This is a genomic window from Sorangium sp. So ce426 (assembly GCF_051475585.1).
Taxonomy (GTDB): domain Bacteria; phylum Myxococcota_A; class Polyangia; order Polyangiales; family Polyangiaceae; genus Sorangium; species Sorangium cellulosum_B.
The window spans coordinates 3761890-3778667 of the sequence record NZ_CP150341.1 but is presented as its reverse complement, the minus strand read 5'-3'; the positions used below and the strand labels follow the sequence as shown (position 1 = coordinate 3778667).

The following is a 16778-nucleotide window of genomic DNA, read 5'->3' as shown; positions in this document are numbered from 1 at the left end:
TGAGCACCGCAACATTTCGCGAAGAGGCTCTCGATGCAGAGCGCGCCCGCTCGATCGCGGCATCCCGGCTCGGAGCGCGGGATGCCTCCGGATTCGTGTGGATGTCGTCCGGGCGCGTGGCGCCTCGCCGGGCAGGCGCAGGGAAGCGCGTCGGCGGTCGCGCGTCGCGCCGGCGTGGTTTCAGAGCGCGCTGACGAGCGGCCCGGCGTCGCCTTCGAGCCATTGCTCGGAGATCATGATGCTCGTCGAGAGCCCGGTCTGGAAGCGGTATCCTTCCTCGATCGAGAGGATCTCGATGACCCTCCTGTCGCCGATCCGGACGGGGAAGATCACCGAGACGCTCGACGGAAAGGAACCGTCCTCGTCGGCCCTGTGCTCGCCGACCGAGACAAACTCGCCTCCGGCCCCAGCGCCGAGCGGCCTCACGGCGACCACCGACGGAACGCTGCAATCGATCCGCAGCCACTCGCGCTGCCGGCGCGCCTTGCACGCGCCGCCCCTCGCGACGCGCGCGAGCGACACCTGCTCCGCGGCGTCCCACTCGGCCGCTGCCGGCCGCGCCGTTCGCTCGGGGGGCGGCGGCGTCGCCTCGAGCGCGCGCTTCTGCGGCGCCTCCGCGCCTCCTCCCGCGTCCGCCGAGCCTCCCGCGTCGCCCGCCTGCGGCCCGGCCGCCGCGCCTCCCGCCGGGGCGAGCACCGACTCCGCGGCCTGCGCCGGCGCGAGCGCGCCGAGCAGGACCATCCCGAGCACCGCTCTCTTCTTCATAACGTCCTCAAGAAGGCGGCGAGCGCCGCCTTGTCATTCCTCGACATGTGGCTGGTGCGACCCATCCGGTCCTGGTTTTCGTCGATGACCTCTTCGAGCGTCTTCGCGGATCCATCGTGGTAATAGGGCGCTGTCCCGCCGACGAAGCGCAGCGAGGGCGTCTTGAACACCTGGCCCGCCTTCTCGTCCGCGAACCCGGGCCGCGCCGCGAACCCGGGCATCGGGTAGCCCATGCGGTCGGTGTGCTCCGTCTCGGGCACGTGGCAGCGAGCGCACTGCGCCGTGTCGCTCATGAAGAGGGCGCGGCCATGCTCCTCCTGCGGCGTGAGCTTCCGCGCCTCCCTGGGCGGCGGCACGAGGCCCGCGCGCAGGAACGCGGCCAGGTGGCGCGCCCTCAGGGCGAGCTCGCCCTCGCCTAGACCACCGGGCCCCCACCGGTGAAGGCCGAACCCCTCGCGGAGGCGCTCCGCCAGGCTCTCGCTCTGGGCGTTCCAGCCATAAGGCCCCTCGGCCGACACGCGACCCGCGAGCATGGGAGTCTGCCGGGGCACGCCGCCGCGCGGCTCCACGTCGACCGGCTGGTTCTCGGCGGATCCGAGGAAATTGACGCTCTCGCCGCCGATGTCCATCACGTGGGCCTCGTGCCACACGTGGCCGTCGTCGCGCCCGTCCGGATGGCAGCCAGCGCACCCGAGGCCGCCGCTCGTGCCCCAGTCGACCGCGTTGTAGAAGAGCTTCCGGCCAAGGGCGGCCCGCTGCGGGACCGGCGCGTCGGCCAGCGCGATGTACGGCACGGGGCTCGGCTCGAACGGAGCGCCGTCGCGGTGCTCGTCGAGGCGGACGATCGCGAGGGCGTCCGTGGAACGGCAAGACACCCACGCCATGGACTCGTCCGCGGACAGCGCGACGCCGCTGGGCGCGCCGCACAGGGTCGCCACGTAGATGTCGGGGCCCGCATGGCGGCCGAGATGGTAGGTGCGGAGCGGCCGGAGCGCCGGATCGACCGCGAGCGCGTCGAGCTCCACCAGGGTGTCGGTGCCCTCGCTGGCGACGAGCAGGGTGCGGGTGCTCTTCCGGTACACGAGCGCGCGCGGCTGGACGAACGGGGCGAGCGATGTGTTGGGGAGCTCCAGCTCCGCGTCGTCGAACGCGGCATCGTCGAGCGCGCTCGCCCGCCAGAGCGGCGCGCCCTGGCGGCGCCGGGGCGCGAGGGGCGCCTCGTCGCTCGTCACGAGGACGTCGACCGTGGAGGCGCCGAACCACGCCTGTTCACCGAGCGCGCCGAGCGCGTGGCGCGCGACGAAGAGGCGGCGGCCATCCGGCGAGAGCGCGGCCGCGTAGCCGAGCGACGCGGAGAGCGACTTGCCATGAGGAGCCCGGAAAGGCGACGGAGGGAGGGCGACCGGCCGGGCCTCGGGAGCGCCACCCAGCGCGATCCGGGTGAGCGAGGCGGACGTCAGGTGCGTGACGTACGCGGCCGCGCCGTCCTCGCGGATCACGACGCCGCGGGGCTCGCGCGGGACATCGATGGCCCATGTCGCGGTCGCGGTCGCGAGGTCCACCGCGGAGACCTTGCCGGCCCATGCGCTCGTGACGAGCGCCGTGCGCTCATCGGGCGTGATCGCGAGCCCCCAGGCGTCGGCCGGCAGGGGCACGCGGGCCGCTTCCACGAGCCCCGCCGCCGGATCGGGCCGCAAGATTAGGAGGAGCCCGGGATCGCGGATCGTGACGAGCACGCGGTCCGCGAGCGCGAGCACCTGCGCCGGCCGCCCCGGCATGGCGATCTCGACAGGGGGCGTGCTCACGTCGACGGGGAGCGGGATGCGCCGGAGGACGGCGTGGTCCTCGTCGGCCAGATAGAGCGCGTCGTCCTGCGGCGCGCGCGCGAGCGCGCTGCCGACCCGCGTGACGGCCTCGAGCTTCTGCGGCGGCGGAGAGGCCGGCGGAGCCGGCGCCGCCGTCCCGGCGACTTCGGCGCTGCGCTCGACGGCCGGCGTCTCTCTGGAAGGGCGCGAGCAGGCCGCGGCGAGGAGCGCGGCCAGGAGGAGGGTTGATGGTCGGTGCTTCATCGGTCGCCCGTGCCAACGACGGCGCCTGGCGTCCGTATTCCTCGGCACCGTCGGTCCCGATCCTCCGCGCACCGGCCACCGCTGCGCGGGAGGCGTCGCGGCGCCTGCGACAGCCCTCCCCTCTTTCCTTGGCGACCTCGGCGCCATGGCGGTTTCTCTGCTGATCCGTGGCAACTTCCCACAGCAAAGCAAGAGAACCTCTCAGCCTCGCTGCGGCGGTGTGCGTGACGTGCGCTGTGGTACGGTCATCGCGAGTCCCGTTGCCTGGATACGGCGGCTCGCCTGCAGCGTTGGGGAGCGTCGGTGGGACCGAGGGTGGGGCGACTCGGCACATGGGAAGGCGCCGGCGCTGGCCGGCCGCGCGCGCGGCTACGCCCGCCTCGGCCGGCGCCCGGCGCCCCTCACCGCGCGATAGTCGGTGAGGAGCGACCCCAGGATCGTGACCGCCCCCGCGGCGACGTGGATCACCGCGGCGAGCGGGTCGCGCTTCGCGTAGCCGAGCGCGAACGGCGCCGCGATCGCCGACACGCCGAAGGCATGGTCGATGACCTCGTGCGCCTCGATCGGTATCCGCTTTGCCAGGCTCAGCCGGCAGTCGGTGAGCAGGGAGACGAAAATGACCGACGCGCCGAGCGCGACGCCCGCAAGCCTCGCGGCCTTCGTCCGCGCGGAGAGCCCGGCCAGAGCGACGATGAGCCCGTTCGAGTAATCGAGGGCGGAGTGCACGTCCTCGGGAATGATCCGCGCGAAGGGCGCGGCGCCGAGGAGCGGCCTCGAGGGGATCGTCGTCGTGCGCTGCGCCTCCCGCACACTCGGGGCGAGCGAGGCGAGCTCCGCAGTCGGTACGTCGTCCGGCGGCAGGTAGGTCGTCGGCAGCTCGTATGCGCCCAGCGAAACGTCGGATCGTGCCATGAGGTCCTCCCGCTCTGCGCAGAGGCAATCCGCAGACCGGGGACAGGCCTCGTGCGCGGCGCGGGGCCCAGCTCTCTTGAGCTCGCCCCCCCCCGCGCTGCGCCTCGCGCAGGTCGCTCCGCGCGCCGCGCGTCCTACGGAGGCCTCTGTTCGTGCGATCCGCGATGCTAGGCTGCGCCCATGGGAGTCCGGATCATTCCTCTCGGCGGCCTCGGCGAGGTCGGGATGAACGCGATGCTGATCGAGGAGGAAGGCCGCCGCGTGCTCGTCGACTGCGGCGTCATGTTCCCCAACGACCAGGTGCTGGGCGTCGAGGTCGCGATCCCCGACCTCAGCTACGTCCGCGAGGCGGGCGGGGTCGACGCGGTGCTGCTCACGCACGGCCACGAGGATCACATCGGCGGGCTGCCGTCGCTGTTGCGCGAGTTCCCCGTCCCCGTGTACGGGACGCGCTTCACGCTCCGGCTGGTGCGCGAGCGCCTCGCCGAGCACGGCATCGACGTGCCGCTCCGCGAGGTCGAGCCGCAACAGCACTTCGTGGCCGGGCCGTTCCGCGCCGAGCCCCTCCGCGTGACCCACTCCATCCCCGACGCGGTCGGCTACGCCATCGAGACGGGCGAGGGGATCCTCATCCACACGGGCGACTACAAGATCGATCTCACCCCCGTGGCCGGCGAGCGGCTCGATCTCGGCCGCTTCGCCGAGTACGGCCGGGCCGGCGTGGCGGCGCTCCTCTCGGACTCGACCAACTCGGAGCGCGACGGCTGGTCGGTCAGCGAGACCGCGGTGGCCGAAGGGTTCACCCGGCGGTTTCGCGAGGCGAAGGGGCGCATCCTCGTCGCGCTGTTCGCCTCCAACGTCCACCGGGTCCAGAGCGTCCTCGACCTCGCCGCCCAGCTCGGCCGCAAGGTGGTGCTCGCCGGGCGCAGCCTCGCGACCAACACGCGGATCGCCCAGGAGATCGGCATCCTGCGCGTCCCGCCCGGCGTGCTCGTCGACGACGCCACGGCGGCCTCGCTCCCGCCCGAGCGCCTCGTCGTGCTCGCTTCGGGCGCGCAGGGCGAGCCGAACAGCGCCCTCGCGCGCATGGCCATGGGCGACCACCACCGGCTTCGGGTCGATCCGGGCGACACGGTGATCTTCTCGTCCCGCGCGATCCCCGGCAACGAGATCGCCGTCAGCCAGCTCGCCAACCGCCTGGCGAAGCGCGGCGCCGTTGTGCTCGATCGCGGCCTCGATCCCATCCACGCGAGCGGCCACGCGCAGGCCGAGGAGCAGAAGGTCCTCCTCGACGCCGTCCGGCCGGAGCACTTCGTCCCCATCCACGGCGAGTACCGGATGCTGCTCGCCCACGCGCGCACGGCGCTCCGGATGGGCGTGCCGGCGTCGGGGGTCTTCGTCGTCGAGGACGGCGACTCGCTGGTCCTCGAGAACGGCCGGATGCGCCTCGGCGAGACGGTGAAGAGCGGGCGGGTGTGGCTCGACGCGCGCGGCGGGCTCGACGTCTCCGAGCTGGTGCTCCGCGAGCGCGAGCAGATCTCGGATCAGGGGCTCGTGATGGTCCTGGTGGTGGCCGACCGCAAGACGGGCGAGATCTTGCGCGGCCCCGATCTCCTGGGGCGCGGCGTGGCGCACTTCGAGGAGGGCGGCCCGCTGTACGCCGCCGCGCTCGACAGCGCGCGCGACGCGCTCGCTGCGCTGTCCCCCGCGGCGCGCACGCTGGCGCCGGCGCTGGAGGACGCGCTCAGCCGCGGCGTGCGGCGGGTGTTCCGGCGCGAGGCCTCGCGGCGCCCCGCCGTGCTCCCGCTGGCCGTGTTGCTGTGAGGTCCGGCGCCGCGCCGTCAGGCGGGCCAGGCCGACCAGGCGGCCCGCGCGGCCCAGGCGCCTGGCCGCGCTGACAGGCGATCTGGAGTGAGCGCGGCTGTCGCCGGCGCTGGATCGCGCGGACCGGCGGAGCCCCTTTGTTCTGTCGCCGCATGACCGGCGTCGCTTCATGGTCCATCCTGGGGGGTTGCCCTCAGGCCGCGTGTCCCGGCGACCTCCCGAGCCGATCACCGCGCGACGCGGCATCATGGTGGAGCAGGCGAGATGAACGAGAGTCCCACGAACTCGCGCCTTCAGGGCGAGGCGGAGACGACGATCATGGAGGGAAAGGGCGCTGTCGCCGAGACGCGGGTCGAGGAGCCGCTCGGCGCCGATACCCGCCCTCCCCCGTCGTCGCGGCGGGGAGCGCCCGCCAGCCGGCGGGCTGCGCCGCCGGCGCGGCCGAGCGAGGACGTCGCCGCGGTCTATCTCCAGGAGATCTCGGCAAGCGCGCCGCTGAGCCGCGAGCTCGAGGTGGAGCTCGGCCGTCGTATCGAGTCGGCGGAGCGCGCGATGATCGAGGCCTGGGTCGCGTCGCCCGTCGCGCTGCGGGCGCTCGCGGCGCTGGCGGACGATGTGCGGGCGGGGCGGGTGGACATGAGCGATCTGCTGCTGAACGCGGACGGAGGCGACGCGCCGAGCGACGCGACGTCCGTGAGGATGGCGCGGCTGCTCGGGCTCGCGCGGTCCCTGGTGGAGGCCGGGCGGACGGAGGCGAGCGGGCAGCGAGCGCGCGCCGCGCTCTCGGCCGGGCTCTCCGACGTGCGCCTGGGCCCCCTGGTGGAGGAGCGGATCGAGCTCGCGCTAAGCGCGGCGATCCCCGCGGTCGACAGGCTCGGGCGCCAGGCGATCGAGGGGACGCTCTCGGCGATGCGCGCCGCCCGCCGAGAGGCGGCGGAGGCGAGGGCCGAGATGGTCCGCGCGAACCTGCGGCTCGTGGCGGCGGCGGCCCGGCAGCTCCGGCACCGCGGCGTGCCGCTGCTCGACCTCATCCAGGAGGGCAATCTCGGGCTGATCCGGGCGGCGGAGAAGTTCGATTACCGGCGCGGCTATCGGTTCAGCACGTATGCGATGTGGTGGATCAAGCAGGCGCTCTCTCGCGCGCTGCTCTATCAGGGCCAGGTCATCCGGGTGCCGGTCCACATCGCCGAGACCCGGCGCCGGGCGCTGCAGGCGCGGCGGGAGCTCGAGCAGGAGCACGCGCGCGAGGCGGCGCCCGAGGAGGTCGCCGAGCGGAGCGGGCTGTCGATGGAGAAGCTCCAGGCGCTGCGGGAGATGGCGCTGCCGCCGGTGTACCTCGACGCTCCGGTGGGGGACGACGACGGCGCGCGCCAGGGTGACTTCTTCGCGAGCGAGGGCGCCGCGCCGGACGAGCTCCTGGTCCACCGCCGCCTGCACGCGCAGGTCTCCGCGCTGCTCGAGTCGCTGACGCCGCGCGAGCGCGACGTGCTGCGGCTCCGGTTCGGCCTCGACGGCGGGCAGCCGCACACGCTCGCCGAGATCGGCGGCATGTTCTCGGTGAGCCGCGAGCGCGTCCGGCAGATCGAGGAGAGCGCGCTGAGCAAGCTGCGGACGCTGTCGCGCAGGCAGGCGCTGGAGACGCCGCTCGGGGGCTGACCGGCGCTGACGTCGCGAAGGCGCTTCGACCCCGGCTCAAGGCGTAGGGCACTGCAGCTGGAAGAGCCGCCGGCAGTTCGTCAACCACCCCCTCGGGCATATATTTGGTCGCGTGAGCTGCATCATGCTGACGAGCGAGCAGGGGTGTCGATGATCGTCGGGGCAGGCTATGCACTCCGCGAGAAGATCGAGGAAACCGCCGATTTTAGCCTGATCCGCGCGTGCCGAGAGGGTGAGGACGTCCCGGTCTTGCTGAAAGTCCTGCGCGCGGAGAGAGCCACTCGGGCCGAGGTCGCGCGCTTCAAGCACCAGTGCGAGCGCATCGCGCAGCTCGCCTCGCCCCGCCTCGTCGCGCTGCGTGGCGTCGAGGAGCTCGCCGGCGCCCTGATCGTCGTTCTCGAGGACTTCCCGGGCCGCGATCTCGCGCGGATCCTCGCCGCGCGCCCGTCGTGCAGAATGCCGATCTGCGAGGCGCTCGATCTCGCGGCGGCGCTCGCCGAAGGCCTCGCCGCGGTGCACGCGGCGGGGCTCATCCACCGCGATCTGCGCCCGCACAACGTGCTCGTCGGTGCGTGCGGCGCGGTCAAGATCACGAGCTTCGGCGTCGACGCCGAGATCACCCGCGCGCACGAACGGCTCTACGCGCCGGCGGTGATCGCCGACGTGCTGCCCTACGTCTCCCCCGAGCAGACAGGCCGCATGAACCGCGGCGTCGACTACCGGACGGACCTCTACGCGCTCGGCGTTATCCTTTACCAGACGCCCACGGGTCAGCGCCCCTTCGAGTCCCTGGACCCCATGGAGCTCATCCACGCGCACCTCGCCCTCGCGCCCACGCCGTCGTCACGCGTCGACCCGACGATCCCCGAGGCCGTCTCCGGCGTTGTGCTCAAGCTGCTCGCGAAGAACGCCGAGGACCGCTACCAGAGCGCCGAGGGCCTGCTCGCCGACCTCGACCGCTGCCGCGAGGCCTTGCGCGGCACGGGGACGATCGAGCCCTTCGTCGCGGGCCAGCACGACCGCCAGGACCTGTTCCGGATCCACCAGAAGCTCTACGGCCGCGAGCAGGACATCGAGGCGCTCACGGCCGCGTCCGAGCGCGCGCTCGAGGGCAGCCGCGAGAGCGTCCTCGTCTCCGGCTACTCGGGCATCGGCAAGACCTCGCTCGTGCTGGAGATCCTGCGGCCGCTCGCGCGGCACAAGGGCTATTTCACGAGCGGCAAATCGGACCAGTACAGCCGCGACGCGCCCTATAGCGCGGTGATCCAGGCGTTCGACGGCCTCGTGCGGCAGATCCTCAGCGAGAGCGAGGCGCGCATCTCCCGGTGGCGGAGCGCGATCCTCGAGGCGCTCGGGCCGAACGCGCAGGTCGTCTGCGACGTCATCCCGTCGCTCTCCCATGTGATCGGCGCGCAGCCGCCCGTCCCGACGCTCGGCCCGATCGAGGCTCAGAACCGCCTGAACCGGTGCTTCTTGCGGTTCGTCTCGGTGTTCGCGCGCCGCGCCCATCCGCTCGCCGTGTTCCTCGACGATCTGCAATGGATCGACCCCGCGAGCCTCGGGCTGCTCCGCGAGCTCCTCGCCGACACCTCGCTCGAGGCGCTCTTCTTCTGCGGCGCTTACCGCGACAACGAGGTATCGCCCGGGCACCCGTTCGTTCGGGCCATCGAGGAGGCCGGGCTCGTCGTATGCAACATCGTCCTCGGCCCGCTCGCGCGCCCGCACCTGGTCGAGATGCTCTCGGACAGCCTCAAGTGCGGCGACTGCGGGCCGCTCGCCGATGCGGTGCAGACGAAGACCGGCGGCAACCCGTTCTTCGTCAAGGAGTTCGTCCGGTCGCTGTACGACCATGGCGTCCTCACGTATTCGACCGGATCGGGCTGGCGCTGGGACCTCGCCGCGATCGACGCGCTCGGATACACGGACAACGTGGTCGACCTCATGGTGCGGACCATCGCGCGCCTGCCATCGGCGACGGTGAAGGCGCTCAAGCTCGCCGCGGCGATCGGCAACCGGTTCGACCTCGACGTGCTCGCGGCGGTGAGCGAATGCTCGCCGAAGGACGCGTACGCCCGCCTCGATCCCGCGGTGAGCGAGGGGCTCGTGATCGCCGGGCGCGAACGCTACCGGTTCGCCCATGACAAGGTCCAGGAGGGCGTCTACGGGATGATCCCGGAGGCGGACCGGCCCGCGTTCCATCTCCGGATCGGCCGGCTGCTCGCCGACAAGCTGGACCTCTCGGACAGCCAGAGCCTCTTCGACCTCGTCGGCCACCTGAACAGCGCAGGCGACCTCGTGTCGGCCCCCGCGGAGCGCCTGCAGCTAGCTCGCATAAGCCTCGAGGCCGCGGGCCGCGCCGCGGACTCGGCGGCCTTCGGCGCCGCGCTGCGCTACCTGCAATTCGGCCTCCTGCGCCTCCCGGAGGACGCCTGGACGTCACAGCACCCGCTCCGCCTCGAGTACGCGAAGAAGACAGCGCTCATGCTCTCGCTCAGCGGCCGGCACGACGAAGCGCTGGCGATCCTCTCCGACTGCCTGGAGCGGGTTGCGAGCCGGCTCGATCGCACCGAGGTCCTGCGGCTCAAGATGAACGTGCAGGTGCTCAAGAACGACCTGCCCGCCGCGCTCGAGGAGGGGCTCGCCGCCCTGCGCCCGTTCGGGCTCGACCTGCCCCTCTTCCCCGACCAGGCCATGGTCGACGCCCAGATCGACGCGACGACGGATCTGGTCCGCGAGCGGACGCTCGAGGCGCTACGGGGCCTGCCGCCGCTGCGGGACCCGGAGATCGGCGCCATGCAGGACGTGCTCCTGGAGCTGTTCGTTCCCTGCTACTTCCTCGCCTCGCACAACGTCGGCATCACCGTCGCCAAGATCCTCGATAACACGCTCCGCCACGGGCTGTCGGAGACCTCGATCTACGGCTGCGTGAACTTCGGGATGTTCCTCTGCGCGCGCGGTGACATCGAGCTCGGCTATCGACTCGGGCGAATCGCTGTAGAGCTCGCCGAGCGGTACCCGGACAAGAAGTCCGAGTCGATGCTCTGCAACATGTGGGGTGCCTTCATTCAGCACTGGAAGGAGGGTTACGCCGCCTACAGGGAGACGCTGCGCGTCGGCATGCACGCTGGACTCGCGACCGGCCAGTATATCTGGGCGTTCTATAACACGGTCAACCGGAGCACGAACAGCCTCCTGCGCGGCCTCCCGCTCTCCGATCTCCTCGCCGAGACGAAGGGCTACCAGCCGATACACCGGCTCGACAAGTCCAACGCCATCACCTGGGTGTCCGGCGCGGTCGGACAGCTCGCGCACCAGCTCTCGGTCGAGACGGCGCGCCCGGCCGCGCTCAAGGGCGAGTGGGTCGATATCGACGCGGTCGTGGAGGAGGCCCGCCGGATCGACAACCAGGCTTCACTCTTCTTCGCCCACTTCTTCGTCGTGCTGCTCGGCGTGTTCCAGGGCGCGTTCGAGGACGCAGCACGCCTCGCGCTGACGCTGAACATCGAGATCCCGGCCGTGGCGGCCTGGCACGGCAATCCCGCGTTCCATTGCTACGCCGGCATCGCGCTCACACAGGCGGCGGACATCGTCCCCTCGGACGAGCGCGCGCGCTTCCTCGCCCGCGCGGAGCTCTTCGCGGAGAGGCTCTCGCGCTGGGCAAGGCTGTGTCCGGAGAACCTGGCGCACCGCAGCGTCCTGCTCGGCGCCGAGCTCGAGCGCGCCCGCGGTGACGCGCGGGCCGCCGGCGATCGCTACGACGAGGCGATCGCCCTCGCGCAGCGCGGCGGCTACCTCCATGACGAGGCGCTCGCCAACGAGCTCGCCGGCCTCTCCTTTCGCGCTCTCGGCAAGACCACCATCGCCCGCGCCTACCTGACCGAGGCCCACCGGCTCTACGGCCGCTGGGGCGCGACCGAGGTGATGCGGCGCCTCGAGCGCGCGTACCCCGACCTCGTCCCCGGCGAAATCCTCCGCGGCGCGACGTGCCCGGAGGCCGCCGCGCCCGCCAGCACCGCGCTCGACCTCGGCTCGGTGCTCAAGGCCTCCCAGGCCATCTCGGGCGAGATCGTCCTCGACCGCCTGCTCGACGCGCTCATGCGCATCCTGGTCAAGAACGCCGGCGCGAGGCGGGGCTGCCTGCTCCTCGCCCGCGCCGAGACCCTGTTCCTGGCCGCCGAGGCGAAGGCGGAGGGGCCCCAGATCGAGGTGCGTATTCCCCACGAGCCCGAGGCCTCCCCTTCGGACCTGCCGGCGTCCCTCCTCAACTACGTCCGGCGCAGCCGGGAGACGGTGATCCTGGACGACGGGACGGCACGGAATCCGATCATCGCCGGCGATCACCTCTCTCGGCGCCCCAGATCCGCGCTCTGCCTGCCCATCCTGCGGCAGGCGGAGATCGTGGGGCTGCTCTACCTGGAAAACGACCTCGTCGCCGGCGCGTTCACCCCGGACCGGCTTTCCGTGCTGGAGCTGCTCTCGGCCCAGGCCGCCATATCGATCGCCAATGCCACGCTCTACGCCGACCTGCTCCAGGAGAACAGCGAACGCCGGCGAGCGGAGCAGGCCGTGCGGGACAGCAAAGAGCTGCTGCAGTCGATCGTCGACAACTCGACAGCGATCATCTACCTCAAGGATCTCGAGGGGCGCTACCTCATGATCAACCGGCGCTACGCCGAGCTGTTCCACGTCGGGGAGCAGGCGATCGTCGGCGGGACCGACTACGATGTCTTCCCCAGGGAGCGGGCCGATGCCTTCCGCGCCGTCGACCAGGAGGTGCTGGCCACCGGAGCGGCGCTGCAGGCCGAGGAGGAGGTCCCCCACGACGATGGATTGCACACCTTTATCTCCCTCAAGTATCCCCTGCGCAACGCGGCGGGGCAGCCCTATGCCGTCTGCGGCATTTCCACCGACATCACCGAGCGCAAGCAGGCCGAAGCGGAGCGCCAGGCCCGCAAGACGGCCGAAGCCGAGAGCCGTGCGAAGACCGAGTTCCTGAGGAACATGAGCCACGAGCTGCGCACGCCGCTGAACGCCATCCTCGGCTATGCCCAGATCCTCGAGCGCTCCCTGGGGCGCGAAGGCCGCGAGGCGACGGGGCTGAATACCATCCAGCAGAGCGGCCAGCACCTCTTGACCCTCATCAACGACCTCCTGGACCTGGCCAAGATCGAGGCGGGCAAGCTCGATCTCTGCCCCGAGCCGATCGATCTCTCGACCTTCGTCACGGTCGTCGCCGACATCATCCGCGTCAGGGCGGAGCAGAAGAGCCTTTGCTTCACCTATGAGGCCACGCCCCACCTGCCCCAGGCGGTGCTGGCCGACGAGAAGCGCCTGCGTCAGGTGCTGCTCAACCTCCTGGGCAACGCGGTGAAATTCACCGATCGGGGGCGGGTGCGCTTCGGGGTGCAGGGGCTGGTCCGGGACGGGACCGCGGCGCGCCTGCGCTTCGAGGTGGAGGATACCGGCGTCGGAATGACGCCGGAGCAGCTGGCAAAGCTCTTCCAGCCCTTCGAACGGGTGGGGGATGTGCGGCGCCGCGCCGGGACCGGCCTGGGGCTGATGATAAGCCGCCAGCTGGTGCACCTCATGGGCAGCGAGATCCACGTGCAAAGCCGGCCCGGCGAAGGCAGCCGCTTCTGGTTCGAGGTGACCCTGCCAGTGGCCGAGATCGCAGCGCCGCTCCGGCCCTCCGAGCGGGACGCCATCGGCTACGAGGGGCCGCGCCGGAAGGTGCTGGTCGCCGACGACGTGGCGGGCAATCGGGCGGTGCTCTCTGACCTGCTGAGCGGCCTGGGCTTCGAGGTCTGCGAGGCGACCAATGGCCAGGAGGCCCTCGATAAGGCGATGGCGGCGTCGCCGGATCTGGTGGTGATGGATCTGGTCATGCCGGTGATGGGCGGCCCGGAAGCCATCCATGGCATTCGTCGCGCTCGCCAGGCTCGGGGGCTCGCGCGGCTGCCGTTCATCGCCGTGTCCGCGAACGCCAACGAGGAAGAGCAGACGGAGAGCGTCGCGGCCGGTGCCGACGCCTTCCTCGCCAAGCCGATCGACCAGGAGAGCCTGCTGCGGATCATCGGCGCCCAGCTCGGGTTGACCTGGGTCTGTCGCAGACCGGCCGAGGAGCGAGCCGGGGGCGGAGAGGACGCGGAGCTCCTGGCGCCGCCCCGAGAGGAGATGGAAGTCCTGCATGCCCTGGCCCGGAACGGCAACATGCGCGACATCCGAGAGCGGGCGGCCTACCTGACCACCCTCGGCGAACGCTATCGCCCCTTCGCCGACCGCCTGCATCGCCTGGCGCAGGGCTGCCAGTCCAGGGCGATCCTCCGCCTGGTCGAGGAGCACCTGCAGGGGGTGGAGCCGAAGGCGAGGCTGGGGCCGGAGCCGCGGCACATCGGGGGCGACCAGCGACCATGAACAGCGCCACAGCGTCCGGTGCTCGCCCCCGCACACTCCTGATCGTGGATGACATGCCAGCCAATCTCACCGTGCTGGCGGACAATTTGGAATGCATGGGTCATCAGGTGCTCATCGCCGAGGGCGGTGAAGAGGCTTTGGAGCGTGCCCGCCTCATGCAACCCGACCTGATCTTGCTGGACGTGGTGATGCCGGACATCGACGGTTTCGAGACGTGCCGGCGCCTGAAAGCGGCTGAGAGCACCCGAGACATCCCGGTGATCTTCATGACCTGTCTCACCGATGCGGCGGACAAGCTCGTGGGGTTCAAGGCGGGGGGCGTCGATTACATCGACAAACCATTCGAGATTGGAGAGGTGATCGCGCGGGTCACGACGCACCTGAGCTTGCGCGAGGCGCAAAAGGAGCTCGAAGAAAAGAACGCGGAGCTGCAGCGTACCCATCAAGAGCTGGAACGACGGGTGCGAGATCGCACGGCCGAGCTGGCCAGATCGAACGCCGCTCTCCGCGAGAGCCAGCACCTGCTTCAGGCCATCGTCGACAACACGACCGCCGTCATCTTCGCCAAGGACATCGAGGGTCGCTACATGCTCGTCAACCGCGGGTTCGAAGAGCTCTTCCGGATGCGCCGCGAGCAGGTCATCGGCAAGACCGACCATGACGTCTTCCCACGCGAGCAGGCCGATGAGTATCGCGCCAACGATTTGCTCGTCCTGCAGCAGAACCGGGCCATCGAGCTCGACGAGCTGGCCCCCCAGAGCGACGGCGTACGCACGTACATCTTCCTCAGGTTCCCGCTCCGCGGCCCCGACGGAAGACCTGAGGGCATTTGCGGGATCGCGACCGACATCACCTCCCGCAAGCGCGCCGAGGACGTGCTGCGCCATTCCTACTCGCTCCTCGAGGCTACGCTCGAATCGACGGAGGACGGCATCCTGGTCGTCGACGGCGCGAGGCGCATCGTGCGCCATAACCACAGGCTCGCCCAGATGTGGCGCGTTCCCACCGATATCCTCGCCGGCGGATCGGCCGATGTGTTCCTCGCGTTCGGCGGCAGCCAGCTCCGAGAGCCAGAGCTGTTCCTGCAAAGCGTCCGCGACCTCGACGCCGATCCCGAGGCGAGCGTCTTCGATACGTTCCCGCTCCGGAACGGGCGGGTCTTCGAGTGTTATACGCAGCCCCAGCGCCTCGAAGGGCGCGTGGCCGGGCGGGTCTGGAGCTTCCGCGACATCACCGCGCGCGTGCAAGCCGAACAGCAGCGCGATCGGCTCCTCCTGGACGAGCGGCGCGCGCGCGCGGCGGCGGAGGAGGCCATTCACCTGCGGGACGAGTTCCTCATCATCGCCTCGCACGAGCTCCGGACGCCGGTCACCAGCTTGCAGCTCTCTATTCAATCGCTGGGGCAGAGGCTCTCGCGGGGCATGGACGTCGAGCGCGTGCGATCAGCGGTCGCGCTCTCCGGCCGCCAGATCAAGCGCCTCGCCAACCTCGTCGACATGCTCCTCGACGTCTCCCGGATCCAGGCGGAGAGGCTCGAGCTGAACCGGGCGCCCGTCGATCTGCGCGAGCTGGTCGCCGAGGTCGTCACCCAGCTCGGCGACCAGCTCGCGCAGTCGGGCAGCCCCCTCGCTCTGCGCGCGGAGCAGCCGGTCATCGGCTCGTGGGACCCGTACCGCCTGGATCAGGTCGTGACCAACCTCCTGACCAATGCCATCAAGTTCGGGGAACGCGCGCCGATCGAGATCACCGTCACCGCGGAAGGTGGCGTCGCACGGCTCTCGGTGACGGACCACGGGATCGGGATCCCGGCCGAGGTGCGGACGCAGCTCTTCGAGCGATTTCGCCGCGGCGTCTCGTCGCGACATTATGGGGGGCTCGGGCTCGGCCTCTATATCACGCGCACCATCGTCGAGGCGCACGGCGGACGAATTCGCGTGTCGAGCGAGGTCGGCCTGGGCTCGACCTTCTGCGTCGAGCTGCCGCTGCCGACCGAGGGCGCGGGGCGCCACGACGCATAGCCATGGCGGCCGGAGCCGTCATCCCAGGTCACGAGCCGGCGCGAGAGCGATGGCGGATCCATGTCGACCGCGACCGTCCCGTCGCGAAGGCGCGCCGACCCCGGCTCAGCGCGGCGAGTCGCCGTGGCGGAACTCCGCGGTCGCCTCGTCGAGGCGCGCCTTGAGCTGCGGATCGAGCGCGAGCTCGGCCGCGGCGAGCGTGGCGTCGAGCTGATCTGGCCGGCTGGCGCCGATGATGGCCGACGTGACGGCCGGGTTGGCGAGCACCCACGCCACGGCGACGGTCGTGAGCGGCTGGCCTGCTTCGGCGACGATGCCCGCGAGCTTCTCGACGGTCGCGAACGCGCGCTCGTTCCAGTAGCGCTGCTGGTAGATGGACGCCGCCGCGCCGAGCGTGAAGCGGGTGCCCGCCGTCGGCTCGCCGCGGCGGTGCTTGCCCGTGAGGAACCCGCCGGCGAGCGGGTTGTACGGGATGACGCCGAGGCCCTCCTCCTGCGCGAGCGGGAGCAGCTCGCGCTCGATCTCCCGGAACAGCAGCGCATAACGCGGCTGCACGGACACGAACCGCGCGAGCCCGCGCACGTCGGCGCGGCCGAGCGCGCGCGCCAGGCGATATGCCAGGTAGTTGGAGACGCCGATGTACCGCGCCTTGCCCGAGCGAACGACGATGTCGAGCGCCTCCAGCGTCTCGTCGATCGGGGTGTCACGATCGTCGGAGTGGAGCTGATAGAGATCCACGTAATCGGTGCCGAGCCGGCGCAGGGAGGCGTCGATCGCGTCCAGGATGTGCTTGCGGGAGGCGCCCTGATCCCACGGGTTCGGGCCGACCCGGCCGACGCACTTGGTGGCGAGGATGAAGCGGTCCCGCTTGCCCTTGAGCCAGCGGCCGACGATCTCCTCGGTGCGCCCGGCGGTCGGCAAGCCCCCGCCCAGCGGATACACGTCGGCCGTGTCGAGGAAGTTGACGCCGGCGGCAGCGGCCTTGTCGAGGATGGCGCGGGAGGTCTCCTCGTCCGTCTGGAAACCGAACGTCATCGTGCCCAGGCACAGGCGAGAAACGGTGAGGCCGGTACGGCCGAGTCGGGTCGTCGGGATGCTCATGATCTTCCGTTGGTGCTTT

At 71.2% G+C, this 16778-nt stretch carries 8 protein-coding genes; 4 read left to right on the top strand and 4 right to left on the bottom strand.

The genetic code is table 11. From position 1 onward, the window contains the following. Positions 1–180 precede the first annotated feature (180 nt). From WMF44_RS14260 to WMF44_RS14250, 3 genes are all read right to left on the bottom strand, one after another. The gene (locus tag WMF44_RS14260) at positions 181–765 is read right to left on the bottom strand and encodes a hypothetical protein (RefSeq protein ID WP_437299658.1); all 585 of its coding nucleotides are present in this window, start codon (positions 763–765) and stop codon (positions 181–183) included. Then, positions 762–2834: a hypothetical protein gene (locus tag WMF44_RS14255; protein ID WP_437299657.1), complete on the bottom strand. Its 2073-nt coding sequence runs from the start codon at positions 2832–2834 to the stop codon at positions 762–764. The genes WMF44_RS14260 and WMF44_RS14255 overlap by 4 nt, the downstream gene beginning before the upstream one ends. 369 nt (positions 2835–3203) lie before the next feature. After that, positions 3204–3746: an SPW repeat domain-containing protein gene (locus WMF44_RS14250; protein WP_437299656.1), complete on the bottom strand. Its 543-nt coding sequence runs from the start codon at positions 3744–3746 to the stop codon at positions 3204–3206. Positions 3747–3926: 180 nt separating this feature from the next. Here WMF44_RS14250 and WMF44_RS14245 point away from each other — a divergent pair, with 180 nt between their 5' ends. From WMF44_RS14245 to WMF44_RS14230, 4 genes are all read left to right on the top strand, one after another. After that, on the top strand, positions 3927–5570 hold the full coding sequence (locus WMF44_RS14245; RefSeq protein ID WP_437299655.1) for a ribonuclease J: 1644 nt from the start codon (positions 3927–3929) through the stop codon (positions 5568–5570). 264 nt (positions 5571–5834) lie between these two features. After that, entirely contained in the window at positions 5835–7226 is a 1392-nt protein-coding gene (locus WMF44_RS14240; RefSeq protein ID WP_437299654.1) for a sigma-70 family RNA polymerase sigma factor, read from the top strand. Between the two features lie 150 nt (positions 7227–7376). Further along, a complete protein-coding gene (locus WMF44_RS14235) occupies positions 7377–13640 on the top strand; it encodes an AAA family ATPase (protein WP_437299653.1) in 6264 nt (2087 codons plus the stop codon). After that, positions 13637–15658: an ATP-binding protein gene (locus WMF44_RS14230; protein WP_437299652.1), complete on the top strand. Its 2022-nt coding sequence runs from the start codon at positions 13637–13639 to the stop codon at positions 15656–15658. The genes WMF44_RS14235 and WMF44_RS14230 overlap by 4 nt, the downstream gene beginning before the upstream one ends. 105 nt (positions 15659–15763) lie before the next feature. Here WMF44_RS14230 and WMF44_RS14225 read toward each other — a convergent pair whose 3' ends face one another. Next, entirely contained in the window at positions 15764–16759 is a 996-nt protein-coding gene (locus WMF44_RS14225; RefSeq protein WP_437299651.1) for an aldo/keto reductase, read from the bottom strand. Positions 16760–16778: the final 19 nt, after the last annotated feature.